We start from the raw sequence: 25388 nt of genomic DNA on the forward strand, positions 1-25388 counted from the left end.
ACTCCATCGTATCCACTCTCCCGACGGACCGGCAAACGGGTCACACCGTGCAGCCCGCCCGGCGTGTCGGGCGTGTCCGGACGGCGTGCCAGGATGCCGCCCATGAGCGCCGGCGCCGTGGGGGACGCGGAGTCCGTCGCGGCCTCCCGTGCCTGGTGGGACGCCGACGCGGCGGACTACCAGGCCGAGCACGGCGCCTTCCTCGGCGACGCCGACTTCGTCTGGTGCCCCGAGCGGCTCCGGGAGGCGGACGCGCAGCTGCTCGGGCCGACCGCGGCCCTCGTCGGGAAGCAGGTCCTCGAGGTCGGCTGCGGCGCCGCGTCCTGCGCCCGCTGGCTGGTCGACCGGGGCGCCGACGCGGTCGGCGTCGACCTCTCGCTCGGGATGCTGCGCCAGGCGCAGGCGGCGTCGCGACGCTCGGGGACCCCGGTGCCGCTGATCCAGGCGGACGCCTCGCGCCTGCCCTTTCCCGACGACGGGTTCGACCTCGCCTGCTCGGCCTTCGGGGCCGTCCCCTTCGTGGCCGACTCGGCCGCGCTCATGGCCGAGGTGGCGCGGGTGCTGCGGCCCGGCGGCCGGTGGGTGTTCGCGGTGAACCACCCGCTGCGGTGGATCTTCCCGGACGACCCCGGCGAGGAGGGCCTCACCGTCGTCCACTCCTACTTCGACCGCACCGGCTACGCCGAGTTCGACGAGGACGGCCGCGCCACCTACGTCGAGCACCATCGGACGCTGGGCGACCGGATCGCCGAGGTGGTCGGAGCGGGCTTCGTGCTCGAGGGCCTCGTCGAGCCGGAGTGGCCGGCCGGCCTCACCGACGTGTGGGGGCAGTGGTCGCCGCTGCGGGGCGCCCTGTTCCCCGGGACGGCGATCTTCCGCTGCCGGCTGCCCGGCTGATGGCCCGGCACGCGGCCCGGACCGCGCCCGAGACCCCGGCCCGCGTGCTGGCCGACCTGCTCGACGTGCAGCGCCGTCGCTTCGCGGCGCTCGACCCGCGGCTCCCGGAGGCCGTCGCTCCCCCGCCGGGCGACATCGTCGTGGTCGGGACGCCCCCGCACCGCGTGGCCGGCGTGGTCACCCACCACACCTGGCCGGCCGGGAGCGGGCCCCTGCTCTGGTCGGCCGCACAGGTCTCGGAGCTGCACCCCGTGGTCGGCGCCGCCGGCCACGCCCCGCTGCACGCGCTGGTCGAGGCCTGGCGGGGCCGCCTGCTGCCGGCCGTGCTGCGGGAGCCGGACTCGGCCGCCACGGTGACCTGGCCGAGCCGCGACGTCGTCGCCACCCGGGTCTTCCTCGACCACGGCCTCGTCCCGCTGGCCGTCCTCGCCGTGCGCCCTCCCGCGCCGGTGTCGGCGCCGCCCCCGGACCCCGACCTCGAGGTGCGACGGGCCACGCCCGACGACCTCGACGCCTGCGTCCGCCTCGCCATGGAGGAACTCGCCTACTCCAGCCAGGTCGGCGGCTCCCTGGTCCGGGCCGACGCGGAGGCCGTGAAGCGCACCACGATCCGCGACCGGCTGACCCGCGGCGAGCCCACCTGGATCGCCCTGCGCCGCGACCGGGCCGTCGGGATGATGGAGTGCGGCCGCACCGAGTCGACCCCCGGGACGTGGCTGGCGGGACTGCTGCCGCCCGGCGCCTGGGGCTACGTCAACTGCGCCTCGGTGACGTCGTCGGAGCGCGGCAGCGGGGTGGGCCACCGCCTCGTCGCCACCGCCCTCCCGGAGCTGGAGACGACGGAGTCGGCCCTGCCGGTCCGCGGCACCTACCTCTACTACAACCCGCCGAACCCGCTGTCGTCCGTCTTCTGGCCCCGCGCCGGTTACCGGCCGTTGTGGACACTCTGGGAGGTTCGGCCGGCCGGGGGTCTCCGACCGGCCTGAGCCCATCACCCGTTCGGCGTCACCGGCGGGACACCCGGCTCGTTGGGTGCCCATGGACGAGCTCGCGAGGAAGGCCGCCGCGGTCGACCCGGCCATGGCACCCGGCACGCCGGACGCCGTGCGCTTCGGCTGCCGCTGCTCGGTGCTGTTCAACCAGGAGGAGTCGTTCGTCGACCCCTCCTGCCCGCTGCACGGCGCGCGGGCCGGCTCGGTCTGACCGGACGGTCACCAGGTGACCGGGAGGGACTCGATGCCGCCCATGAACGAGTCGCGCCGGGTGATCACCTCGGACTCCTCGCCGGCCAGGCGGAGTCCGGGCAGGCGCGCGGCGAGCGTCGAGAGCACCGCCCGCATCTCCAGGCGCGCCAGCGGCGCCCCGAGGCAGAACCGGGGGCCGTGGCCCAGGCCGACGTGCGGTGCGGCGCTCGGGGCGAAGGGCCGGAACTCCGACGGGTCGTCGAAGGCCCGTTCGTCGCGGTTGGCGGAGCTCATCGAGAGGATGACCGCATCGCCGGCCCTGATCGTCGTGCCCGTGCCGTCCGCGGCGACGACGTCGACGTCGGTGTGCGCGTACCGGACCATGCCGACGCCCCCGGAACTCCCGACCCGCAGGACCTCCTCGACCACCTGATCGGCCAGGGAGGCGTCGCGGCCGAGGGCGTCGAGCACCGCCCGGTGGCGCAGGAGCAGCAGCACGCCCATGTCGGTGAACGACACCGTGGTCTCGTGGCCCGCGATGAGCAGCATGATCAGGATGCCGACCGCGGCCTCGTCGGTGAAGTCGGGGTGCTCGTCCTGCGCGGCGACCAGGTCGGAGACGACGTCGTCGCCGGGAGTGGCCCGCTTGCACTCGAGCAGCGAGGTCGCGTAGCCGACCAGTTCTCCGATCGCGGCCCGGGGAGCCGTGCCACGCAGGCCGCCGGCCCGGTCGGCGAGATCGCGGAAGTGGCCGTGGTCCGCGGCCGGGACGCCGAGCAGCTCCCCGATCATCCGCACGGGCAGGGGCCCGGTCACCCACGCGTGCAGGTCCACCGGGGCGCCGGTGCGGTCGTGCTCCCGGATCATCTCGTCGAGGTAGCCGTCGAGCAGCTGCTGGACGTACTGCCCGAGCCGTGCCACCCGCCGGGCGGAGAAGGACGGCGCGACGAGTCGCCGCATGAAGGCGTGGTCGGCCGCCTCGGTCGCGTAGTTGGCGGCGGCCCCGCCCTGCACGCCGGAGTCGGAGATCCGGGCCGCCTCCGCGGGATGCGGGTGGGAGCGGCCGAGCCGGGGGTCGGCGAACAGGGCCCTGGTCTCGGCGTACCGCACCGCCAGCCAGGCCTCGTCGCCCGCGGGCGTGAGCACGCGGGCCAGCGGCCCGCGGTCGCGGAGGTCCCCGTAGCGGGGGTCCGGGCGGAGCAGGGCATCGCCCGACAGGGGCAGGCGCGGACGAGGCTCGTCGCCACCGGCGGTCACTCCGGCACCCTGACCCACCCCGCTACTCCTCGCCAAGCCCCGTTCCGGTCCGGCCCCTCCCCCGCGGACGGAGGTCCCCGACGTCGGGTGTGTCGGGGAGGTCCTCCGGCCGCCGGTCCCCGGAGGCGCTCGTGGCGAGGTCGCCGTAGACCTCCGCGAAGCCGTCGAACAACGCGCGGGTGAGACCGGCCCCGGCCTGGGTGTCGGCGATGGCGGTCATCTCGTCGACGAAGCGCCAGGCCTTGGTGGCCGCGACGGCGGCCGGGCGCACCCCCGCCGTCGGGAAGTCCAGGCGCAGGTCGGCGAGGACGGCGTCGAGCACGCCGTGGTGGTCCGCGGTCAGCAGCGCCTGCGCCAGCAGGCCGGTGAAGCCCTTGCGGACCGACGCCGTGCACATCTTGGTCGCGCTGGCGGCGCCGGGCGTGGCGCCGAGCACCACCCAGGCCACACCCGGCACCGCGAGCCCGGCGACCTCCTCGGCGCGGGCGCCGGAGAGGAACACCCGGGTCGGCTGCTCCGCCTCCGGGGTGGGCGGCGGCCCCGAGATGGCGGCGTCGACCAGGTCCGGCAGGTCCGCGGCGATCGCCACGACGGTGTCCGGCGCGACGGCGTTCGCCTCCACCACGAGCGGGCGGGCTCCGGTGCGCCCGCACGCGGCGGCGATCCCGGCCGCCGCGTCGCGCGCCTGTCCCGGCGGCACGACGCTGACCAGTACGTCGGCCCCGGCGACGACCGCGTCGAGCGACCCGGCGTCGGGGATCCCGGCGTCGGCCAGGCGCCGCCCGGTGGCCGGGGAGCGGCCCACGGCCGTCGTCAGGACCTCGTGGCCACCCGCACGCACGCACCGGGCGAGGGCCGTGCCCATCGCGCCCGGTGCGTGGATCCCGACCGTCGTCACGCGGGGATCGTGGCGCGCTCCGACTCGAAGCGCATGCCCTCCTCGAGGTCGCCGCGGCGCAGCGCGACCGCGTCGATGGCGTAGTTCATCGCCAGCGTCCACGGCTTGCGGTCGCCGCCGCGGGGCAGCTCGTGGATCGAGCGCTGCACGTACCCGGCCTCGAAGTCGAGCAGCGGACGCTCCTCGACCGACGCGTCGCGCTCCGGGGTGGCCACGACCTTCCCGTGCGCGTCCATCCAGCGCAGCAGGCGGCAGAAGTACTCGGCGACGAGGTCGACCTTCAGCGTCCAGGAGGCGTTCGTGTAGCCGATCATGAACACGAGGTTCGGCACACCGGAGAGCATCATGCCCTTGTAGGCCATGGTGTCGGGCAGCTTCACCGGCTCGTCGTCGACGGTGAGCGTGGCCCCGCCGAACAGCTGCAGGTTCAGGCCGGTGGCCGTGATGACGATGTCGGCCTCGAGCTCCTGGCCCGACGCGAGGCGGATGCCGTGCTCGGTGAAGGTGTCGATCTTGTCGGTGACGATGTCGGCGTCGCCGCGCTTGATGGCCTTGAACAGGTCGCCGTTGGGCACCATGCACATGCGCTGGTCCCACGGGTTGTACGGCGGGTTGAAGTGGGTGTCGACCTCGTAGCCCTCGGGCAGCTGGGCGGCGACCTGCTTGCGGAGCACGCCCTTCATGAAGCCGGGGAACCGCTGCGAGATCTGGTACAGCGCGATGATCTGCGCGATGTTCTTCGCCCGCACGAGCGGGTCGGCGATCCTCGCCGGCAGCCAGCGGGAGAGCTTCTCGGCGATCGGGTCGGTGCGGCCGATGGCGAGCACGTAGCTCGGGGTGCGCTGCAGCTGCGTGACGTGGGCGGCGCGGCCCTCGCCCTGGGTCATGGCGGGCACCAGCGTCACGGCCGTGGCACCGGAGCCGATGACGACGACCTTCTTGTCCGCGTAGTCGAGCTCCGGGTCCCACAGCTGCGGGTGCACGACCGTGCCGCCGAAGTTCTCGATGCCGGGGAAGTCGGGCGTGTAGCCCTGGTCGTAGCGGTAGTAGCCCGAGCACCACAGCAGGTAGGAGCAGGTCAGGTGCTCGTCGCCCGCGGCGCTCGACACCGTCAGGGTCCAGCGCTGCTCGACGCTCGACCAGGCGGCGGCGGTGACCCGGCGGCCGTACCGGATGTGCTCGTCGACCCCGTACTCCTCCGCGGTGTCGCGGACGTACTCCAGGATCGAGGGCCCGTCGGCGAGCGCGACCGAGTCCGGCCACGGGCGGAAGCGGAAGCCCAGCGTGTGCATGTCGGAGTCGGACCGGATGCCCGGGTACCGGAACAGGCTCCACGTGCCGCCCAGGTCCTCGCGCGCCTCGAGGACGGCGTAGGAGCGGTGCGGGTGCTCCGTGGTCAGGTGGCAGGCCGTGCCGATGCCGGACAGGCCCGCGCCGACGATGACGACATCCAGGTGCTCGGGGGTGCTCCCGTCCGCGGTACTCATGCGTACCACCTTACCGCGTGGTACCGCTGCGTACCAACCCTTGATTCGGGTCGAGCTCCGCTCCGCTGCGTCTCCCGTGGCCCGGGTCGAGCTCCGCTCCGCTGCGTCTCCCGTGGCCCGGGTCGAGCTCCGCTCCGCTGCGGTCTCCCTAGTGGGCGGCCTGGTCCCACGACCGACCGAACCCGACCGACACCTCCAGCGGCACGTCGAGCGCGAACGCCGCGCCCATCTCGCGGCGCACCAGCTCGGTGACCTGCTCCCGCTCCCCCGGCGCCACCTCGAGCACGAGCTCGTCGTGCACCTGGAGCAGCATCCGGCTGCGCAGCCCCTCCTCGCGCAGCGCCGCGTGCACCCCGAGCATCGCGACCTTGACGATGTCGGCCGCGCTGCCCTGGATCGGCGCGTTGAGCGCCATCCGCTCCGCCATCTCCCGCCGCTGCCGGTTGTCGCTCGTGAGATCGGGCAGGTAGCGCCGCCGGCCCAGGATCGAGCTGGTGTAGCCGTCCTTGCGCGCCTGGTCGACCACCTGGAACAGGTAGTCCCGCACCCCGCCGAAGCGCGCGAAGTAGTCCTCCATGAGCTCCTTGGCCTCCTCGGTGGAGGTGCGGAGCTGCGCGGACAGGCCGTAGGCCGACAGCCCGTAGGCCAGGCCGTAGTTCATCGCCTTGATCTTCGCGCGCTGCCCGGGGCTGACCTCGTCCTCGGCGACCCCGAAGACCTTGGCGGCGGTGACCGAGTGGAAGTCCTCGCCCGACTTGAACGACTCGATGAGCTCGGCGTCGACCGAGAGGTGCGCCATGATCCGCATCTCGATCTGCGAGTAGTCGGCCGTCATGAGCTCGGCGTAGGCGCCGGCCGCGGAGTCGGCCCCGACGACGAAGGTGTCGCGGATCCGGCGCCCGGCCTCGGTGCGCACCGGGATGTTCTGCAGGTTCGGCTCGGTGGACGAGAGCCGTCCGGTGCGCGCGATCGTCTGGTTGAAGGTGGTGTGGATGCGCCCGTCGTCGGACACCGAGTCGAGCAGGCCCTTCACCGTCACCCGCAGCCGGGTGGCGTCGCGGTGCTCGAGCAGGTGCTCGAGGAAGGGGTGGGGGTTGGACTCGTTCAGCGTCTGCAGCGCGTCGGCGTCGGTGGTGTAGCCGGTCTTGGTGCGCTTGGTCTTCGGCATCTGCAGCTCGTCGAAGAGCACCACCTGCAGCTGCTTCGGCGACCCGAGGTTGATCTCCTTGCCGATCACGTCGTACGCCGACTGCGCGGCCGACTGGACGCGGGCGCCGAACTGCGACTCCAGGTCCTGCAGCGCCGACACGTCCACCGCCACACCCGCCTCCTCGAGGTCGGCCAGGACGGCGAGCAGCGGCAGTTCGAGCTCGGTGAGCAGGGCGGTGCCGCCCAGCTCGGCGAGGTCGGCGTCGAGCTTGTCGGCGAGGTCGGCCACCGCCCGGGCACGCAGCATCTCGGTCTGCGCGAGCGTCGCGTCGGCCTCCTCCTCGCCGCCGTCGAGCGTGAGCTGGTCGCCCCCCGACGCGCCACCTCCGGTCTCCTCGACCCGCAGCTCGCGGCGCAGGTAGCGCAGCGCCAGGTCGGCGAGGTCGAAGCTGCGCTCGCCGGGCCGGGCGAGGTAGGCGGCGAGCCCGGTGTCGCTGGTGACCCCCTCGAGCCGCCAGCCCCGGGCCCGCACGGCGTGCAGCGGCCCCTTGATCTCGTGCCCCGCCTTCGGCAGCTCCGGGTCGGCGAGCCAGGCGGCCAGCGCCGTCTCGTCCTCCGGCGTGACCGCCCGGGCGTCGACGTAGGTGGTCTCCCCGTCGGCCGCCGCGATCGCGACGCCCTCGAGATCGCCCGTCCCGTGCGACCACGTGCCCCGGAAGCCCAGTCCCGCGCGCCGGCCGTCGCGGGCGTGCGCGTCGAGCCACGCCGCGACCGCGCCCGGTTCGAGTGCGGCGCCGCGCACCTCGAAACCCTCGTCGGCCTCCGGCTCGGCGGACTGCAGCGTGGAGAACAGCCGCTCGCGCAGGACGCGGAACTCCAGCTCGTCGAACAGGCGGTGCACCGCGTCCCGGTCCCACGCCCGCGCCTCGAGCTCCGGCGGCGTCACGTCGAGCTCGACGTCACGCACGAGCTCGGTCAGCTGCCGGTTGAGCACCACCGACGACAGGTGCTCGCGCAGCGCGTCGCCCGCCTTGCCCCGGACCTCGTCGACCCGCTCGACGAGCGCGTCCAGGCTGCCGAACTCCCGCACCCACTTCTGCGCGGTCTTCTCCCCGACGCCGGGGATGCTGGGCAGGTTGTCGCTGGGGTCGCCGCGCAGGGCCGCGAAGTCGGGGTACTGCTCCGGCGTCAGCGTGTAGCGCTCCAGCACCGCCTCGGGGGTGTAGCGCACGAGATCGGACACGCCCTTGCGCGGGTAGAGCACGGTGACCTGCTCGGAGACCAGCTGGAAGGCGTCGCGGTCCCCCGTGCAGATGGCGACCTGCATGCCCTCGGCCACCGCCTGCGTGGTGAGCGTGGCGATCACGTCGTCCGCCTCGTAGCCCTCCCGCATGATCACGGGGATGTGCAGCGTCGCGAGGATCTCGCGGATCAGGTCGACCTGCCCGCGGAACTCGTCGGGCGTCGCGCTGCGGTTGGCCTTGTAGGCGGCGTAGGTCTCGGACCGGAAGCTCTGCCGGGACACGTCGAAGGCGACGCCCACGTGCGTCGGCGCCTCGTCGCGCAGCAGGTTGATCAGCATCGAGGTGAAGCCGTAGACGGCATTCGTCTTCTGCCCCGACGTGGTGGTGAAGTTCTCCACCGGGAGCGCGAAGAACGCCCGGTAGGCGAGGGAGTGCCCGTCGAGCAGCAGCAGCCGCGCGCCCCCGGCCTGGTCCCCCGGCGTCGTCGCGGGCTTGTCTGCGGTCTTCGTCCCAGCCACGACGCCGAGTCTGCCAGGGGGGTCCGACACTCTCGCCCGTCGTCCCTAGGGTGCAACCGTGGCACCCTCCCCCGAACAGCAGGCCGTCCCCGAGCTCGAGGTCGCCTACCCCGACGAGCAGCTCGGGTCGAAGATGGGCATCGAGATCACCGAGTGGGATCCGGCCCGGGTGGTCGCCACGATGCCGGTGGCCGGGAACCGTCAGCCCTTCGGCCTGCTGCACGGCGGCGCGAGTGCCGTGCTCGCCGAGACGGTCGGCTCGACGGCGGCCTACCTCAACCGGGTCGGCGACCGGCGGCCGGTCGGCCTGGAGCTCGGGTGCACCCACCACCGCTCCGCGCTCGCCGGCCTCGTCACCGCGGTCTGCACCCCGGCGTCGGTCGGGAAGACGGTCGGCACGTTCGAGATCGTCATCTCCGACGAGGAGGGTCGCCGCGTCTGCACGGCCAAGCTGACCTGCATCTACCGGGACGCCACCCCGCAGGCCTGACACGGGTCACCCGCGCCCGGGCCCGGCGCCGTTCGGCCCTGTCATGTCCGCGGCCCGCAGTGGGAAGCCTCCGTCGTGACCCCGCGCCCCGAGATCCCGACGCCCGGTGACCCGCCCGTCGGCGGGGACTGGGCCGTCGGTTTCGCGTGGGGTGGGCGGCGCGTCGTGGTCGACACGACGGGCGACGAGATCCGCGCGACGGGCGAGGACGGCGAGGACCTGGCCGCCGACCTCCCCGGACTCGTCGGGGTCACCCGGGGCCTCGTGCTCGACGGTGAGGTCGTGGCGCTCGACGGGCAGGGGCGACCGGCGCCCGACGGCACGGACACCCTGACGGTCGCGGACCTGCTGCACGCGGACGGCGAGGACCTGTGCGACCGGCCGTTCGACGAGCGCCGCGCCCGCCTCGAGGCGCTCGACTGCGGGCCCGGCACGCTGGTGCCGCCCGTGTTCACCGACGTCGCACCGGCCGAGGTGCTGGCGGTGGCCCGCCGCCACGGCCTGCCCGGGATCGTCGCCGTGCGCCGCACCGCGCTCTACCGCCCGGGCCGCCGCTCGCCGGACCGGGTGTGCGCGACGGTCCCCGGCCGGCTCGGCACCTACGCGAGCATGCGCGACTTCACGGTCACCCCGGAGCCGACGGGCGGCGCGCCGGAGCCCGGGGAGCCGATCTTCGTCGTGCAGCGACACCGGGCCCGGCGGCTGCACTACGACGTCCGCCTCGAGGTGGACGGGGCGCTCGCCAGCTGGGCCGTCCCGCGCGGCCCGACGCTGGACCCGGCCGCCCGCCACCTGGCCGTCCGCACCGAGGACCACCCGATGGACTACGCGTTCTTCGAGGGCGTCATCCCCGCCGGGCAGTACGGCGGCGGCGACGTGATCGTCTGGGACCGCGGCACCTGGCGTCCGGCCCGCACCGAGGACCCCGCGGCGGCTCTCGCGGCCGGCGAGCTGCATGCCGACCTCGTGGGCGAGAAGCTCGCCGGGCGGTTCGTGTTCGTGCGCCGCGCCGACGACGGCGGGCGCAAGGAGCAGTGGGTCCTCGTCCACAAACGCGACGACGACGCCGTGGACGGCTGGGACCCGGAGGCGCACCCGCGCTCGGTGCTCAGTGGCCGCACCAACGACGAGGTGGCCGCCGCCCCGGCCGCGATGTGGCAGAGCGGGGCGCCGGCGGCGACCGCCGAGGTGCCGCTCGCCGGGCCGACCCGACCGCCCAGGCCGCGGCGACCGAGGACGAGCTCGCCGCCCTCGACGCCCTGGGGGCCGCCGGCACGTGGACCGTCGGCGGCCGGGACGTGGCCCTGACGAACCTCGACAAGGCGCTCTTCCCCGGCCGGACGGGTCCGCCGGTGACCAAGCGCGACCTGGTCCGCTACCACGCCACCGTCGCGCCGTTCCTGCTCCCCTACCTCGCGGGACGCCCGGTCAACCTGCACCGGTTCCCCGACGGCGTGGACCGTCCCGGGTTCTGGCAGAAAGAGGTGCCGGGCCACGCGCCGGGGTGGCTGCGGCGGTGGCACGACCCCGGGGCCGGGCCCGACGACACGCAGTACTACGCCGTCCTCGACAGCACCGCCGGCCTCGTCTGGCTGGCCAACCACGCCGCGCTCGAGCTGCATCCGTGGACCTCGCGGCTGCCGGACGTCCACCGCCCGACCTGGGCGCTCATCGACATCGACCCGGGACCGGCCGTCGGGTTCGACGACGTCCTCACGCTCGCCCGGCTCTACCGCACCGCCCTGGCGCACCTCGAGGTCGAGGCGGCCCCGAAGGTCACCGGGAAGCGCGGCGTCCAGATCTGGGTGCCGATCGCCGACGGGTACTCGTTCGACGACACCCGGGCGTGGGTCGAGAAGCTCTCCCGCGCGGTCGGCTCGATCGCCCCGCAGCTCGTCTCGTGGGAGTGGCACACCGACCGGCGCCGTGGCCTCGCCCGCCTCGACTACACCCAGAACGCGATCAACAAGACGCTGGTCGCCCCGTTCAGCGCCCGCCCGTCGCCGGACGCACCGGTGTCGGTCCCGATCACCTGGGAGGAGCTCGACGACCCGGAGCTGCGGCCCGACCGGTGGACGGTCCGGACGGTGCTCGACCGCCTCGCGGCCGTCGGCGACCCGCTGCGTCCGCTCCTGGGCCGCGCGCAGCACCTCCCGGAGCTGTGAGAGCAGGGCCCCGGAACGGACGAACGGGCCGTTCGTCAGGTCCCACCTGACGAACGGCCCGTTCGTGTCGGACCGGGTCCTACGACACGCCCAGGTACGCGTCCTGGATCGTCGGGTCGGCGAGCAGCTCCGAGCCGGGGCCGGAACGGGTCACCTCCCCGGTCTCCAGCACGTACGCCTGGTGGGCGAGCCCGAGGGCCTGGGTGGCGTTCTGCTCGACCAGCAGGACCGTCACGCCCTCCCGGTTGATGTCCTCGATCACCCGGAAGATCTGCTGGATGAACTGCGGGGCGAGCCCCATCGAGGGCTCGTCGAGCAGCAGCAGCCGCGGCCGTGCCATGAGGGCGCGGCCGATGGCGAGCATCTGCTGCTCGCCACCGGAGAGGGTGCCGCCGACCTGGTGGCGCCGCTCGGCCAGCCGCGGGAAGTACGTGAACGCCCGCTCCTGGTCGTCGGCGAACTCCTTCGAGCGCCGGTCGGACCGGACGAACCCGCCCATGTCCAGGTTCTCCAGCACCGTCATGCCGGGGAAGATCCCGCGCCCCTCGGGCACCTGGCAGATCCCCTTGCGCACACGCAGGTCCGCGCGCACCTTCGTCAGGTCCTCGCCGTCGAAGGTCATCGACCCCGACTGCAGTCCGAGCAGCCCCGAGATGGTCTTCATCGTCGTCGTCTTGCCGGCGCCGTTCGCGCCGATCAGCGAGACGATCTGGCCCTCCTGCACGGTCAGCGAGATGCCCCGCAACGCCTGGATGCGCCCGTAGGCGACGTTGACGTCCGAGAGCTGGAGCAGGCTCACTCCTCCACCGCCGTTCCGAGGTAGGCCGACACGACCGCCGGGTCGCGGCGCACCTCGTCGGGGACGCCGTCGGCGATCTTGCGGCCGAAGTCCAGGACGACGAGCCGGTCGGTCACGCCGAGCACCACGCGCATGTCGTGCTCCACGAGGACGACGGTGAACCCGTCGTCGCGAATCTTGAGGATCAGCTCGGAGAGCGCGTCCTTCTCGATCGCGGAGAACCCGGCCGCCGGCTCGTCGAGGCAGAGCAGCTTCGGCTCGGTCGCGAGCGCGCGGGCGATCTCGAGCCGCCGCTGGTCGCCGTAGGGCAGTGACGTCGCCTTGTCCGCCGCCCGGTCGGCGATGCCGACGAACTCGAGGAGCGCCATCGCCTTGTCGACGGCCTCCCGTTCCTCCCGACGGTGCCGCGGCAGCCGCAGCAGCGCCCCGGGCACCGAGGTGCGGTGCCGGGCGTCGGTGCCGACGACGACGTTCTCGAGCGCCGTCATGGCCCCGAAGAGCCGGATGTTCTGGAACGTCCGGGCGACGCCGGCCTGGATGATCTTGTACCGCTTCATCCTCGCGAGCGACTGGTCCTCGAGGCGGATGTCGCCCTCGGTGGGCCGGTAGACGCCGGTGACGATGTTGAAGCACGTCGTCTTCCCGGCGCCGTTCGGGCCGATGAGCCCGAGGATCTCGCCCCGCTTCACGTCGAAGGAGACGTCGTCGAGCGCGGTGAGTCCGCCGAAGCGGACCGTGAGGTTCTGGACGGCCAACAGGGTCTCCCCCGTCGACACGGAGATCTCGCGGTCCGCCGCGACCTTCTCGGCGACCTCGGCCTCGTGCTCGGCACGCTCCTCGGGCGCCATCTGCTCGACGGCCTCGAGCAGGCCCTCCTCGGGCGCGGTCACTCGCCACCTCCCTGCGGACGGGACCCGGACCGGTCGTCGGGAACCGCCTCCGCGGGCTCGCCGGTCGGTCTGCTCGACGGCGTGAGCGACGTCGGCGCCACCCCGGTCCCCGCCCCGAACAGTTTCTGGTACGCCTGTCGGCCGTAGGTCAGCAGGTGCTGGCGCATGCCGAGGATGCCCTGCGGCCGGAAGATCATGAGGATGATCAGCGCGAGACCGAAGACCAGGAAGCGGTACTCGGGCTCGAACTGGAACCGGTCGGGGATGTAGGACACCAGGAACGCCCCGACCACGACGCCGATCTTGTTGCCCTGCCCGCCGAGGACGACCGCGGCGAGGTAGAGGATCGAGGTCGTCACGTCGAAGCGCTGGTTGTTGACGAACCCGACCTGCGCGGCGAACAGCGTGCCGGAGAGGCCACCGACCGCAGCACCGATCGCGAACGCCCAGATCTTGAAGCGGTACGTCGGGACCCCGGTGAGCTCGGCCGCGTCCTCGTCCTCGCGCACGGCGATCCAGGCGCGCCCGACCCGCGAGCGCTCCAGGTTCCCCATGAACAGCAGGACGATGATGACGATGGTGACCGCGAGCCAGTAGAAGCCCTGGGCGTCGTTCTGGGTGAAGATCGGCGTGCCGTCGGAGTAGGTGCCGCCGGGACGCGCGATGTCCTGGAAGCCCCGGTTGCCGCGCAACGGGTCGATGTTGTCGGCCAGCAGGCGGACGATCTCGCCGAAGCCGAGCGTGACGATCGCGAGGTAGTCCCCGCGCAGCCGCAGCGTCGGCGTCCCGAGGATGACCCCGGAGATCATCGTGACGACCATGGCGATCGGCACGATCACCAGCCACGGGAAACGGACGCCGAGCTCGGAGTCCGGCGACGAGAGCAGCGCCGCGGTGTAGGCGCCGATCGCGAAGAAGCCGACGTAGCCGAGGTCGAGCAGACCGGCCTGGCCGATGACGACGTTGAGGCCGATGGCGATGAGCGCGAACACCGCCGCGTTGAACAGCGCGATCGGGAACGAGGTCGCCGGCTCGGTGGTGAGGATCGGCGGGTTGAGCACCGGCAGCAGGTAGATGATCGCCGCCACCGGCACGAGCAGGCCCCACTGCTGGGGCCGGCTGCGGGCGTTCCACCAGCGGGAGAGCTCGGCGCGCCGGCCCGGCCTCGGCGGCGTTCCCGACGACGGGCGTGCTTCCGACTGCGTCGTCGCCGTCATACCCTCGCCTTCCCCAACGACTCCCCGAGGATTCCCGTCGGGCGGAACATGAGGACGCCCACGAGCAGCACGAACGCGACGACGTCGCGCCAGTCGCCGCCGAACAGGGACTGCCCGTAGTTCTCCGCGATCCCGAGGATCAGGCCGCCGAGCAGGGCGCCGCGCAGGTTGCCGATACCGCCGAGGACGGCTGCGGCGAACGCCTTGATGCCGAGCAGGAAGCCGCCGTTGAAGACCGCGCCCTGCGGGATCGTCATCAGGTAGAACAGCGCGGCCGCACCGGCGAGCAGGCCGCCGAGCAGGAACGTGATCATGATGACGCGCTCGCGGTTGACACCCATGAGCGTCGCGGTCGCGGGGTCCTGGGCGACGGCGCGGACGCCGCGGCCGAGGCGCGTGCGGTTGACGAAGGTGTCCGCGACGACGAACAGCGCGAGCGCCGCCAGGATGATGATCACCTGGAGGTTCGTCACCGGGGCGCCGAAGATCCGGAAGAGCGGTTCCGGCGGCAGCAGCCGGATCGTGCCCTCGGGGTTCGAGCCCCGGGTGATCCGGAAGACCTGCTGGATGACGAAGGACGCGCCGATCGCGGTGATCAGGAACGCGAGCCGGGGCGCGTTGCGCTTGCGCAACGGGCGGTAGGCCACGCGTTCGAGGATCACGGCCGCGACGCCCGCGAGGATCATGCCGACGGCGCCCGCGAGGACGAGGTTGGCGATGATGCCGGCGAGCGGGACGTTGGGGGTCTGCCCGGGCTGGAAGCCCAGCGCGAGGAAGGTGAAGTACACGCCGAACACCCCGATCACGAAGATCTCGGAGTGGGCGAAGTTGATGAGCTGGAGCACCCCGTAGACCAGGGTGTAGCCGAGGGCGACCAGGGCGTAGATGCTCCCGTAGGAGAGCCCGTTGATCGTGTTGGCCCAGAAGCGGTCGAGGAACAACCCGACGTCGAAGTTGATCCACGGCCCGGTGCCCTGGGTGACCAGGTCCGTGACTGCGGTGAGGGTGTGGATGACGCTCTCCCTGGGGGCGCCGGCGGCCGGTGCTGGTGGCCCGGCCGGGGGAACGCGGCGGTCGTCTTCGAGGTGCCGCGGGGGCGGACGTACGACGGCCGCGCCCGGGCTGGTGACCCGGGCGCGGCCGTCGTCGTGAAGATCAGCCGGAGATCGGCGAGTCCGTGACGATCTTGTCGCCGTCGACCCGGTAGACGTACACCGGGGTGTCGGTGAGCTCGCCGTTCGGCTGCCACTGGAACTTCTTCGTCAGACCCTGGCCGTTGTAGGACCGCACGAAGTTGAGCAGTGCCGGACGCGAGTTCGCGCCCTTGTCGATGCCCTGCAGCAGGATGGTCGTGGCGTCGTACGCCTCGGCCGAGTAGGTCTGCGGCGGGGTGTTGTAGGCCTGCTGGTACGCCTGCGTGAAGGCGGTGAAGCCCTCCTGCGGGACGCAGGGGCAGGTGAGGAACGAGCCGTTGGCCGAGCCGGCCGCGTTGACCACGAACTGCTCGTCCTTGACGCCGTCCGGCGCGACGAACGGCGTCTGGACGCCGGCGTCACGCAGCTGCTGGATCAGCGGCGCGGCCTCGGTGTAGTAGCCGGCGTAGAAGATCGCCTGCGGGGCGGCCTGCTGGACCTGGCCGACCGTCGCGGAGAACTCCTTCTGGTTGGTCTTCACGTCGCCCTGGCACGAGGCGACCTGCGGGCCGAGCGCCTGGGAGACGGCGGTGGCCAGACCGATGCCGTAGTCGGAGTCGTCCTTGATGACGCAGATCTTCTGCGGGTTGAACTTCCCCTGCATCCACTTGGCGGCGGCCGGCCCCTGGACGGCGTCGTTGCCGAGGCCGCGGAAGAAGTTGGTCCAGCCGTTCTTCGTCAGGCCGGGGTTGGTGGCCGACGGCGTGATGTTGACCAGGCCCGCGGCGTTGAGCGCCGGGCCGACGGCCTTCGACTCACCGGAGAACGGCAGGCCGACGATGCCGAGGACGGCCTGGTTGTTGATCACGGCCTGCGTCGGGCCCACCGCGGTGTCCGGCGTGCCGCCGGAGTCGGCCTTGACCAGGGTGACCTTGCACCCGGCGTTGGCCTGGTTGTGCTGGTTGACCGCCAGCTCGGTGGCGTTCGCGATCGCCTGCCCGAGGGCCGCGTTCTGGCCGGCGAGGGTGCCGACGTAGGCGATCGAGGTACCGGGTGCGCACTTGCCCTGGCCGTCGCCCGCGGGCAGGACGGCGTTGTTCGGCTGGGCGGGGGCGGGGGCTGCGCTGGTCTGCGCCGGGCCGCTCCCGCTCTGGTTGGCGCAGCCGGAGAGCACCAGGGCCGCTGCCGCGACCAGGGCGCCCGCGGCGGCGAACCGACGTCGGACCACTGAAAGAACCTCCATGCTGGTGTGCTCGCAGAGCGACCGTCGGAGTTCCAAACTCCGCCGGTCGGGTGGGAAACATAGACCCAAATCTTCGCGAGGAACAGCGGGCGTCCAGTTGGTATCGAGGTCGTAACGTCGCATCTGCCGGAAATGGGGTCCCCGTGACGCAAGCGCTTAAGGTTGGGTACGCTCCGGGATCCATCGGCCTCCGACCAGCCGATACACCGTCACGGCGTCGGAACTGACGTCACCGAACCGGTCGAACGACAACGGTCCCGTCACCCCGTCGACGTCCGTGGACTGGACCGCCTGAACCACCGCAGGTCGCTGATCGGGTGACCACTCTCCGCCACCACGCCCATTCACGACGCCGGCCACGGCGTCGATCACGACGTCGGCGGCGTCGAAGCTGAAGGCGCCGTACTCGCCGTAGCCCTCCGCGTATCCGGCGGCGCGGTAGGCGTCCACGAACCCGCGGGCCGCGGGCAGCGTCTCGGGCGGGGCGCCCACCGACGTGCCGAGATCGCCGTCCTGTCCCCCGGCGGCGGCGTAGCCCGGGTTCACCAGGCCGTCCCCGCCCATGAGCGGGCCGCCCGCCCCGGCCAGGGCCTCCGCGAGCGGGCCGCCCGCCGGGTACTCGCCGCCGTAGAACACCGCCTGGGGGCGGGCGGCGCGGACGGCGGCCACCGTCGCGTCGCGGGCCGCGGGCGGGGCACTCGCGGGGAGGACCTGGCGGAGCACGACCTGGCCGCCGCGGGTCTGGAACTGCTTGACGAACTCCCCGGCGAGGCCCTCGCCGTAGGTGTTGCCGTCGCTGACGACCGCGACGCGCGTGCGCCCGGTCCCCGCGAGGTAGTTCGCGGCGAGCGGGCCCTGGACGGCGTCGGTGGCGACCACGCGGAAGTAGGTCTGGTACTGCCGCAGTGGCGCGGTGACCGGGTTGGCGCCGCGGGTGAGCGAGACGTTCGTGTTGCCCGGCGACACCTGGACCACGCCGGCGTCGCCCAGCACCGGCTGCACGGCCTGGGCGGTCGAGGAGTTGTACGTGCCGACCACGCCGACGAGGCCGGGGTCCGCCGCCAGCTGCCGGGCCGCGGCCGCCCCCGTGGGCGGGTCGGCGCGGTCGTCCCGGGCGTCGAGCGCGAGCCGGTACCCGGGGACCGCGCACCGCTCGTTGGCCTCGCGGACCGCGAGATCGGCGGCGTTGCGCATCCCGGCACCGATGTTGGCGAGGTCGCCGGAGAGCGGGGCGATCAGGCCCAGCGTCAGCGTGCCGCGGTCCGTGTCGCAGCTCCCCGGCGAGGCGCCCGAGCCGCACGCGGTGACGGTCAGGGCCACCACGACCACGGCCGTCGCGAGAGCAGCGGAACGCCTCATGGCCGGACACCGTAGGTCACGATCAGGTGAGGCCCGGGGCCGGGTCGTCCTGTTACTGCAGGTCAGCGTGCCGCGTCACTCAGGCGGCCCATCGACGCACCGTCATCGCGTTCGTCTCAGGGCCGACCGTGTCGGTCCGGCTCAGCCGAACGTCTCGATCACCGCGTCGGCGACGACCCTCATCGAGGTGCGCCGGTCCATGGCGGTCCGCTGGATCCAGCGGAAGGCGTCGGGCTCGGTCATCTTCTTCTTGGCCATGAGCAGACCCTTGGCCCGCTCGACGGTCTTGCGGGTCTCGAGGCGCTCGGTCAGCCCGGCGACCTCGTCCTCGAGGGCCCGCACCTCGGCGAAACGGCTCGCCGCGACCTCGATCGCCGGCACCACGTCGGTCTTGGTGAACGGCTTGACCAGGTAGGCCATCGCGCCGGCGTCCCGCGCGGAGTCGACGAGCTCGCGCTGGCTGAACGCGGTCAGCATGACGACGGGCGCGATCCGCTCCTGCGCGATGGTGGTCGCGGCCTCCAGGCCGTCCGTTCCCGGCATCTTGATGTCCATCATGACGAGGCCGGGCTTGAGGCTGCGGGCCATCTCCACGGCCTGCGCCCCGTCGGCGGCCTCGCCGACGACGTCGTAACCCTCCTCGCGGAGCATCTCCACGAGGTCCATCCGGATGAGCGCCTCGTCCTCCGCGACCAGCACGCGGAGCGCCTCGCGCGGCGTCTCCTGCGGCTCGGGGGCGGTGTCCGCCCCGACGACGATGTCCGCGGCCTGCTGGCTCATGGGCGGGTCCTCCTGTGCGCGTCGCTGCCGCTCGATCCCGCCCTGTGTCTCCCCCGAGGAGCGGGCCGATGCTCGTCCCCGCGCTGGCGGGTTCGATTCAGGACACCCTAGCCACGTGGCCTGCGGCCCCGTCGACGACGAGCGCCACGATGAGGGCGCTCTCACAGTGGGCCGGCGGACGGGTGCCGCCGCCGTGAGGTGCACGCCAGGCATCCCGCGGGGCCGGAGAACTTGCCTGATGTGGCCCTCGCGCCGAATGTGGTGCCCCCGGTGGGATTCGAACCCACACTGTATGGAGTTTGAGACCATTGCCTGCTGCCGATTGGGCTACGGGGGCTACTCCACTAAGTCGTGCCACTCAATTCTAGTGCAGGCACGACGCGCCGATCGACGCGGTTCGGCTTCCTCCGCTCACCGTTGCGCGAGCCGGTGCCCGGCGTCGTGGACGAGGACGGTGAGCAGCTCCCCCACGTGGTGGTCGCGGGCCCGGGAGAGGACACGACGACCGTCCCGGCGCTGCATGATCAGGCCCACGAGGCGGAGTTTCGCCAGGTGCTGGGACACCGCGGGGCGGGCGACGCCGAGGCGGGCCGCGAGGGTCGAGACGTCGAGCTCGCCTCCGCAGAGCAGCCACAACAGCCGGAGACGCGTCGGGTCGGCCAACATCCGCAGGCCGTCGACGACCTCCTGGACGCGATCGTCCGTCGGCAGCTCCTGCCACGGGTCGACCGGTTCAGTGGTGTTGCGTGCGCACACGAGCACGTATGTTGGCACGTGTTCCCGCCGGGCACCATCGTGGAGGCCGAACGATCATGACGAGCTCGATGCCGATCCGTCGTTCCGTGGCCCACCCGACCCACCCGTCCCACCAGCTTCCACCGCACCCGACGTCCCGCCCGGCGCGCCCCGCGGTCCACGGCTGCGGACACGCCGACACCGGGTCGACGCGGGCCGCGGTCGTCACGCAGGTCCGGGCCCTGCACGAGGCGCTCGCCGCGTGCACCGACCTCGCGCCCGGCCCGCGCACCGACGATCTCTTCGGGCGGCTCGTCGCCCTCGCCGTCGACCCGTCGGCCGCACGGGACGCGGACGCGGTCCTCGCCGATCCCGCCGTCCGGACCCTCCTGCCCGAGTTGCGGCAGCTGTGCGCCGCCGGGGAGTTCGAGCTCGAGCGGCACTGGGCCCGGCGGGTCGTGGCGGCACCCGATCCCGCCGCCGAGCTGGCCCGATTCCCCTACCACCAGAACTACGTCGACCTGACCCGGCTCGAGCACCACGCGGTCTCCGGGCTCGTCGGGGACCAGGTCGGGCGGGTCCTGTTCGTGGGCTCCGGCCCGCTCCCCCTGACCTCGTTGCTGCTGGCCGAGCGGTACGGCTGCGAGGTCGACAACCTCGACCGCGTCCCGGAGGCGGTCGCGCTCGCCGACACGCTCGCCAGCGCCCTCGGGCGCACCGGCCTGCGGTTCGACCTCGGCGACGTCGTCGACCACGAGGACCTGGCGGGTTACGACCTCGTCTACCTCGCCGCCCTCGCGGGCCTCGATCCCGACGCCAAGCTCGCGCTGCTCGAGCACCTCGCGCGATGCCTGACGCCGGGCACGCTCGTCCTCGCCCGCAGCGCCCACTCCCTGCGCGGCCTGCTCTACCCGGTCCTCGACCCGCACGACCTGCCCGGGATGGACACCCTCTCGGTCGTCCACCCCTTCACCGACGTCGTGAACTCGGTGGTCGTGGCCCGCGTCAGACGCGGATGAGCCGACGCCGGTTCGACCGCACCGTCCGGTGCACGGGCGCGAGCACGCCGCCCAGATAACCGGCGACGTCGCTCGGCGGCCGGGTGAGGGCCGCGTGCCCCGCCTGCGTGAACGCCCGGGCCTTCTCGGTGACCATCCGACGCATCTCGCGCCGCTCGGCGGGCCCCGGAGGCCGCCCGGTCATGACGATCCGCGCCGTCCGCACCCCGATCACGATCGGCGCCGAGACCGAGATCTCGACGAGTTGGAACCATGGTCGTATCCATCCGGCCATGCCCCCGACGCTACGCGGGGAACACGTCCTGCGTCAGGACCCGCGTGCGAGCCGCCCGCACGCGCCCAGCAGGACTACGGGGAGCACCGATCGGGCAACCACGGCGACCAGTCTCGTGGGCGAGGGGGCCGTCATGGCGTGGGAGGCGGTCGCGGACGTCGACCAGCTCGAGGAGGGTGAGCCGCTCCGTGTCGAGCTGAACGGGACGCCGGTGTGCGTGGTCCTGCTGTCGGGGACCGAGGCGTGCGCCGTGCACGACACCTGCACCCACCAGGGGCAGTCGCTGTCCGAGGGACACGTGACCCCCGAGGACGAGATCGTCTGCCCGGCCCACAACTCGACCTTCGACCTGCACACCGGCGAGGCCCGCGGGATCCCCGCGGTCGAGGCGGTGACGAGCTTCCCCTGCCGGATCGACGACGGCGCGGTGTGGGTGGAGGTCTGACGCCGCCGGCCCCGCTCAGTCGTCGAGCGCGGCGACGATCCGGGTCTCGGCATCCGCCAGGTACGCGTCGAGCTCCGCGGCGGCCGCGTCGAGCCGGCCCTGCTCCACGAGGTCGGCCACCGTGGCGTTCCGCTCGAGGTACGGCGCGTGGAAGTCCTCGACGGCGCCGATGCGGTGGAAGATCAGCCGCATCTCCGCCAGCAGCAGCGCCATCCACGCGTCGAGCCGGGTGCTGCCCGCCAGCCCGACGACGGCACGGTGGAAGTGCTGGTTCGCGTCCGCCACGCCCGTCCAGTCACCTGCCGCCGCCGCGGCCCGCCCCTCGTCCACCGCGGCGCGCAGGGCCTTGCCCCCGACCGGGTCCAGGGCGTGCACCCCGTGCCGGACCGCCTCGGGCTCGACGAGCCGCCGGGCCCGGTAGACGTCCCGGACGTCGGCGACGTCCGGCGTCGCCACGAACACCCCGCGGTGCTGCGCCCGGACGAGGATGCGCTCGGCGACGAGTTGACTGAACGCCTCGCGCAGCGTGTTGCGGGAGACCGCGAGCGCGTCGCAGAACGCCTGCTCCGGCAACCGCACGCCCGGTGTCAGTCGGCCCTCGACGACCTGTTCGCGCACCGCATCGGCCACGCGCTCGGCCGTGGAGGAGGTCTGCACGACGTGCACGCCCGCCAGCGCCTCGAGCACGGGGTGGACCGGGTCGTTCACCATCACAGCGTACGACTCGCCGGATCGTTGAACGATCGCTCCGGACTTGACCTCGACGGCACTTCAGGGTGGACCGTCCTCCGGGACGACCGAGCCCCGGGAGGACACCGTGACCCCATCCCCGTCCACGTTCGACGACGCCTACCGAGCCGGGGACCCGCCCTGGGTGATCGGCGCACCGCAGCCCGCGATCGTCGACCTCGAGCGCGACGGCGGGATCGTCGGCCCGGTCCTCGACCTGGGGTGCGGCGCCGGCGAGCACACCGTGCTGCTGGCCCGACTCGGCTACGACGTCCTCGGTGCCGACGCCTCCCCCGCCGCCGTCGACCGGGCCCGCGCCACGGCCGCGGCCGCCGGGGTCGAGGCGGCCTTCGTCGTCGCCGACGCCTTCGACCCGGCCCGGCTCGGCCGTTTCGCGACCGTGCTCGACAGCGCCCTCCTCCACGTCTTCGACGCCGACGACCGGGCCCGCTACGCCCGGGCCCTCACCGACGTCGTCGAGCCCGGCGGCCGGGTCGTCGTCCTCGCGCTCTCGACGCGCGGCCCCGGGTTCGGGCCGCAGATCGACGACGACGCGGTGACCGCCGCGTTCGCCGAGTCCGACTGGCGCGTCGAGAGCCTCGGGCCTGCCACCTACCGCGGCCGGGTGACCCACCCCGACCAGGGCCGCGTCACCGGGGCGGCGATGGGCGACCTCGTCGACCTCCCCGCCGTCCTCGCCCGCGTGCGACGACGGGAGCGGCCGGCGGGTCAGACCTCCTCGAGCTCGTAGGCGTCGTCCCCGACCCACACCCGCAGACCGTCGGCATCGTCGGTGATCGCGCCGTCCTCCTCCTCGGAGAGCTCGCGGGACGCCCCGAGGGCCGCCTTCGAGTAGCGGATCCGACCGTCGCCGAGATCCTCCGGGCGGTACTCGCGGGCCAGGACCGACGTCCGCGTCGACGTCGCGAGGTAGGCGGCGTTGTCGGAGCCCACCTCGGCGATCCACTCGTTCATGCCGCGAATCCCACTACCCCGACGACGGGTCCGCCAAGATCCGCAGCGCAGCTGCGGATCCTGCACCGACCCGTCGTCGGGAAGGGCTACTTCTGCTCCGCCGCGGCCACCTTCCCGATCACCGTGAGCACGCTGTCGGGGTTGAGCGACATCGAGTCGATGCCCTGCTCCACCAGGAACTCCGCGAGCTCCGGGTGGTCCGACGGGCCCTGGCCGCAGATGCCGACGTACCGGTCGTGCGCGTGTGCCGTCTCGATCAACATCGAGATCATCTTCTTGACGGCAGGGCTGCGCTCGTCGAACAGGTGGGTCAGCCGGTCGTCGTCGCGGCCGATGCCGAGGGTGAGCTGGGTGAGGTCGTTGGAGCCGATCGAGAAGCCGTCGAAGCGCTCCGAGAACTCGTCGGCCTGCAGGACGTTCGACGGGATCTCCGCCATCACGTAGACCTTCAGCTCGTCCTGGCCGCGCTCGAGGCCGAACTCGGCCATCGTCTCGAGGACGCGGTCGGCCTCCTCCGGGGTGCGGCAGAACGGCACCATGACGATGACGTTGGTGAAGCCCATCTCGACGCGCACGCGGTGCAGCGCGCGGCACTCGAGCGCGAAGGCCTCCTTGTAGTCGTCGCTGTAGTAGCGCGACGCGCCGCGCCACCCGAGCATCGGGTTCTCCTCGTCGGGCTCGAACGCCGTCCCGCCGATGAGGCCCGCGTACTCGTTGGTCTTGAAGTCCGAGAGCCGCACGACGACGGGCTCCGGGTACTGCGAGGCGGCGATCACCCCGATGCCGCGGGCCATCTGCTCGACGAAGTACTCCTCGTTCGAGTCGTAGCCCGTGGTGAGCTCCTCGATCCGCGCCCGGGCCTCGTCGTCGACCTGGTCGGGGTGCAGCAGCGCCAGCGGGTGGGCCTGGATGACGTTGTTGACCAGGTACTCCACGCGGGCGAGCCCGATGCCCTTGGCCGGCAGCCGCCACCACTGCATCGCAGCGGCCGGGTTGCCGATGTTCATCATCACGCGGGTCTTGGTCTCGGGAACGTCGTCGAGCGAGAGGTCCTCGACGGTGTACTCGAGCAGGCCCTCGTAGACCTGGCCCTGGTCGCCCTCGACGCAGGAGATCGTGACCTCCTGGCCGTCGGAGAGCACCGAGGTCGCGTCGCCGGTCCCGACGATCGCGGGCACGCCCAGCTCGCGGGAGACGATCGCCGCGTGCGAGGTCCGCCCGCCGCGGTCGGTGACGATGGCCGCCGCCTTGCGCATGATCGGCACCCAGTCCGGGTCCGTCATCTCGGTGACGAGGACGCGGCCCTCCTCGAAGGTGTCGATGTCGTCGGCCGACGCGATGAACTGCACCGCGCCCGACGCCACGGCCTGCCCGATCGCGAGCCCGCTGACGAGGACGCTGCCGGTCTCGTCGAGGCGGTAGGTCTGCAGCGTCCCGGCCCCGGCGTTCGACTGCACGGTCTCCGGCCGGGCCTGCACGATGAACAGCTCGCCGGTCCGCCCGTCGCGGGCCCACTCGATGTCCATCGGCCGGTCGTAGTGCTTCTCGATCGTCGCGCCCCAGCGGGCCAGCTCGAGGATCTCGTCGTCGGTGAGGACGAAGCGGTTGCGCTGCTCCTCCGGGGTGTCGACGTTCTCCGTGGTGTCGCCGGCCTGCTCGGGGTCCCCCCCGTCCTTCTTCTTGGCTGCGTACTGCAGCGTCTTCTCCTTGGCGCCGACCGACTTCTCGACGATCGGGACCAGCTTCTCGTCGTCGAGGAACGGCTTGTAGACCGTGTACTGGTCCGGCGTCACCTCGCCGCCGACGACGTTCTCGCCGAGGCCCCAGGCCGCGTTGATGACGATCGTGTCGGGGAAGCCGGTGTCGGAGTCGATCGTGAACATCACGCCGGCGCTGCCCTCGTCGGAGCGCACCATCTTCTGCACGCCGACGGAGAGGGCCAGGTCGAGGTGGTCGTAGCCCTGCTCGGTGCGGTAGGCGATCGCTCGGTCGGTGAACACCGACGCGAAGCAGTCCTTGCAGGCGCGCATGAGGTCGTCGGCGCCGGTGATGTTGAGGTAGGTGTCCTGCTGGCCCGCGAAGCTCGCGTCCGGCAGGTCCTCCGCGGTGGCACTGGAGCGCACGGCGACGTCGACGTTCTCGGTGCCGTACCGGCGCGAGAGCTCGGCGTAGGCCTCGCGGATCGCGTCGGCGGTGTCGTCCGGGAACTCCGCCTTCGTGAACTCGTCACGGATCGCGGCACCGACCTCGGCGAGCTTGTCGCCGTTCGGGTCGAGCCCGTCGAGCAGCTCCCGCACCCGGTCGTCGAGCCCGTTGGCCGACAGGAACGCGCGGTAGGCGTCCGCGGTCGTCGCGAAGCCCCCGGGGACGCGTACCCCGGCCGACTCCAGGTTCTGGATCATCTCGCCGAGCGAGGAGTTCTTCCCCCCGACGGCATCGACGTCGCTCGACGACAGCGTCTCCAGCCAGCGCACGTGGTCCATCTCGGCCCCTCCGTCCCG

At 72.8% G+C, this 25388-nt stretch carries 25 protein-coding genes and 1 tRNA gene; 9 read left to right on the plus strand and 17 right to left on the minus strand.

All coding sequences use genetic code 11. The annotated features are described in order from the left end of the window. The first annotated feature begins 102 nt into the window (after positions 1–102). Genes A3CO_RS0118745 through A3CO_RS38260 form a run of 3 tightly spaced genes read left to right on the plus strand, consistent with a single transcriptional unit; the run spans position 103 to position 2100 of the window. Positions 103–897, plus strand: a complete 795-nt coding sequence (locus A3CO_RS0118745; protein WP_018333780.1) for a class I SAM-dependent methyltransferase — start codon at positions 103–105, stop codon at positions 895–897. Next, complete coding sequence (locus A3CO_RS0118750) at positions 897–1883, plus strand: GNAT family N-acetyltransferase (RefSeq protein ID WP_018333781.1); 987 nt, start codon at positions 897–899, stop codon at positions 1881–1883. The genes A3CO_RS0118745 and A3CO_RS0118750 overlap by 1 nt, the downstream gene beginning before the upstream one ends. Positions 1884–1935: 52 nt before the next feature. Then, a complete protein-coding gene (locus A3CO_RS38260) occupies positions 1936–2100 on the plus strand; it encodes a hypothetical protein (RefSeq protein ID WP_018333782.1) in 165 nt (54 codons plus the stop codon). Between the two features lie 8 nt (positions 2101–2108). Here the strand turns inward: A3CO_RS38260 and A3CO_RS0118760 are convergent, their stop codons facing one another. From A3CO_RS0118760 to polA, 4 genes are all read right to left on the minus strand, one after another. Then, on the minus strand, positions 2109–3338 hold the full coding sequence (locus A3CO_RS0118760; RefSeq protein WP_018333783.1) for a cytochrome P450: 1230 nt from the start codon (positions 3336–3338) through the stop codon (positions 2109–2111). 22 nt (positions 3339–3360) lie between these two features. Beyond that, positions 3361–4236, minus strand: coding sequence for an NAD(P)-dependent oxidoreductase (locus A3CO_RS33095; RefSeq protein WP_018333784.1), 876 nt, complete (start codon positions 4234–4236; stop codon positions 3361–3363). Further along, positions 4233–5723, minus strand: coding sequence for a flavin-containing monooxygenase (locus A3CO_RS0118770; protein WP_018333785.1), 1491 nt, complete (start codon positions 5721–5723; stop codon positions 4233–4235). The genes A3CO_RS33095 and A3CO_RS0118770 overlap by 4 nt, the downstream gene beginning before the upstream one ends. Before the next feature lie 148 nt (positions 5724–5871). Next, positions 5872–8634 (minus strand): DNA polymerase I, encoded by a 2763-nt coding sequence (gene polA, locus A3CO_RS0118775; RefSeq protein WP_018333786.1) that lies wholly within the window; start codon positions 8632–8634, stop codon positions 5872–5874. 58 nt (positions 8635–8692) lie between these two features. Between polA and A3CO_RS0118780 the strand changes: the two genes are divergently transcribed. The 3 genes from A3CO_RS0118780 to A3CO_RS39705 all read left to right on the plus strand — a co-directional run bounded on the left by A3CO_RS0118780 (position 8693) and on the right by A3CO_RS39705 (position 11289). Continuing rightward, on the plus strand, positions 8693–9124 hold the full coding sequence (locus tag A3CO_RS0118780) for a PaaI family thioesterase (protein ID WP_018333787.1): 432 nt from the start codon (positions 8693–8695) through the stop codon (positions 9122–9124). Positions 9125–9199: 75 nt separating this feature from the next. Continuing rightward, the gene (locus A3CO_RS39700; RefSeq protein ID WP_245561536.1) at positions 9200–10432 is read left to right on the plus strand and encodes a DNA polymerase ligase N-terminal domain-containing protein; all 1233 of its coding nucleotides are present in this window, start codon (positions 9200–9202) and stop codon (positions 10430–10432) included. Continuing rightward, positions 10423–11289, plus strand: a complete 867-nt coding sequence (locus A3CO_RS39705; protein WP_245561537.1) for a DNA polymerase domain-containing protein — start codon at positions 10423–10425, stop codon at positions 11287–11289. The genes A3CO_RS39700 and A3CO_RS39705 overlap by 10 nt, the downstream gene beginning before the upstream one ends. Before the next feature lie 79 nt (positions 11290–11368). On the opposite strand, the gene A3CO_RS0118790 is transcribed toward A3CO_RS39705, so the two are convergent. The 9 genes from A3CO_RS0118790 to A3CO_RS0118830 form a co-directional block, all read right to left on the minus strand. Then, positions 11369–12088: an ABC transporter ATP-binding protein gene (locus A3CO_RS0118790; protein WP_018333788.1), complete on the minus strand. Its 720-nt coding sequence runs from the start codon at positions 12086–12088 to the stop codon at positions 11369–11371. Then, complete coding sequence (locus A3CO_RS0118795) at positions 12085–12936, minus strand: ABC transporter ATP-binding protein (protein WP_084682076.1); 852 nt, start codon at positions 12934–12936, stop codon at positions 12085–12087. The genes A3CO_RS0118790 and A3CO_RS0118795 overlap by 4 nt, the downstream gene beginning before the upstream one ends. A gap of 38 nt (positions 12937–12974) precedes the next feature. Continuing rightward, complete coding sequence (locus tag A3CO_RS0118800) at positions 12975–14195, minus strand: branched-chain amino acid ABC transporter permease (RefSeq protein ID WP_018333790.1); 1221 nt, start codon at positions 14193–14195, stop codon at positions 12975–12977. After that, on the minus strand, positions 14192–15136 hold the full coding sequence (locus A3CO_RS0118805; protein WP_018333791.1) for a branched-chain amino acid ABC transporter permease: 945 nt from the start codon (positions 15134–15136) through the stop codon (positions 14192–14194). Before A3CO_RS0118805 ends, A3CO_RS0118800 begins: the two co-directional genes overlap by 4 nt. 214 nt (positions 15137–15350) lie before the next feature. Further along, positions 15351–16571 (minus strand): branched-chain amino acid ABC transporter substrate-binding protein, encoded by a 1221-nt coding sequence (locus A3CO_RS0118810; RefSeq protein WP_051085998.1) that lies wholly within the window; start codon positions 16569–16571, stop codon positions 15351–15353. Between the two features lie 156 nt (positions 16572–16727). After that, positions 16728–17930 (minus strand): branched-chain amino acid ABC transporter substrate-binding protein, encoded by a 1203-nt coding sequence (locus tag A3CO_RS0118815; protein WP_026204758.1) that lies wholly within the window; start codon positions 17928–17930, stop codon positions 16728–16730. 141 nt (positions 17931–18071) lie between these two features. Continuing rightward, complete coding sequence (locus A3CO_RS0118820; protein WP_018333794.1) at positions 18072–18710, minus strand: ANTAR domain-containing response regulator; 639 nt, start codon at positions 18708–18710, stop codon at positions 18072–18074. 259 nt (positions 18711–18969) lie between these two features. Beyond that, positions 18970–19047: transfer RNA gene (locus A3CO_RS0118825), tRNA-Leu, on the minus strand. 74 nt (positions 19048–19121) lie between these two features. Continuing rightward, positions 19122–19466, minus strand: a complete 345-nt coding sequence (locus A3CO_RS0118830) for an ArsR/SmtB family transcription factor (RefSeq protein ID WP_026204759.1) — start codon at positions 19464–19466, stop codon at positions 19122–19124. A gap of 56 nt (positions 19467–19522) precedes the next feature. Here A3CO_RS0118830 and A3CO_RS33105 point away from each other — a divergent pair, with 56 nt between their 5' ends. Next, positions 19523–20464: a nicotianamine synthase family protein gene (locus A3CO_RS33105; RefSeq protein WP_018333796.1), complete on the plus strand. Its 942-nt coding sequence runs from the start codon at positions 19523–19525 to the stop codon at positions 20462–20464. Here the strand turns inward: A3CO_RS33105 and A3CO_RS0118840 are convergent. Next, positions 20451–20738 (minus strand): hypothetical protein, encoded by a 288-nt coding sequence (locus tag A3CO_RS0118840; RefSeq protein ID WP_018333797.1) that lies wholly within the window; start codon positions 20736–20738, stop codon positions 20451–20453. The two genes, A3CO_RS33105 and A3CO_RS0118840, sit on opposite strands and share 14 nt — an antisense overlap. Positions 20739–20853: 115 nt before the next feature. Between A3CO_RS0118840 and A3CO_RS0118845 the strand changes: the two genes are divergently transcribed. After that, positions 20854–21183, plus strand: a complete 330-nt coding sequence (locus A3CO_RS0118845; RefSeq protein WP_018333798.1) for a Rieske (2Fe-2S) protein — start codon at positions 20854–20856, stop codon at positions 21181–21183. Positions 21184–21198: 15 nt separating this feature from the next. Here A3CO_RS0118845 and A3CO_RS0118850 read toward each other — a convergent pair whose 3' ends face one another. After that, on the minus strand, positions 21199–21894 hold the full coding sequence (locus A3CO_RS0118850) for a GntR family transcriptional regulator (RefSeq protein ID WP_018333799.1): 696 nt from the start codon (positions 21892–21894) through the stop codon (positions 21199–21201). 106 nt (positions 21895–22000) lie between these two features. Between A3CO_RS0118850 and A3CO_RS33110 the strand changes: the two genes are divergently transcribed. Next, entirely contained in the window at positions 22001–22663 is a 663-nt protein-coding gene (locus A3CO_RS33110) for a class I SAM-dependent methyltransferase (protein ID WP_018333800.1), read from the plus strand. On the opposite strand, the gene A3CO_RS0118860 is transcribed toward A3CO_RS33110, so the two are convergent. Both A3CO_RS0118860 and ppsA read right to left on the minus strand, forming a co-directional pair. Beyond that, positions 22642–22887, minus strand: a complete 246-nt coding sequence (locus A3CO_RS0118860; protein WP_018333801.1) for a hypothetical protein — start codon at positions 22885–22887, stop codon at positions 22642–22644. The two genes, A3CO_RS33110 and A3CO_RS0118860, sit on opposite strands and share 22 nt — an antisense overlap. A gap of 86 nt (positions 22888–22973) precedes the next feature. Next, positions 22974–25370: a phosphoenolpyruvate synthase gene (ppsA, locus tag A3CO_RS0118865; RefSeq protein ID WP_033414601.1), complete on the minus strand. Its 2397-nt coding sequence runs from the start codon at positions 25368–25370 to the stop codon at positions 22974–22976. Positions 25371–25388: the final 18 nt, after the last annotated feature.

Source organism: Actinomycetospora chiangmaiensis DSM 45062, from assembly GCF_000379625.1.
Taxonomy (GTDB): Bacteria; Actinomycetota; Actinomycetes; order Mycobacteriales; family Pseudonocardiaceae; genus Actinomycetospora; species Actinomycetospora chiangmaiensis.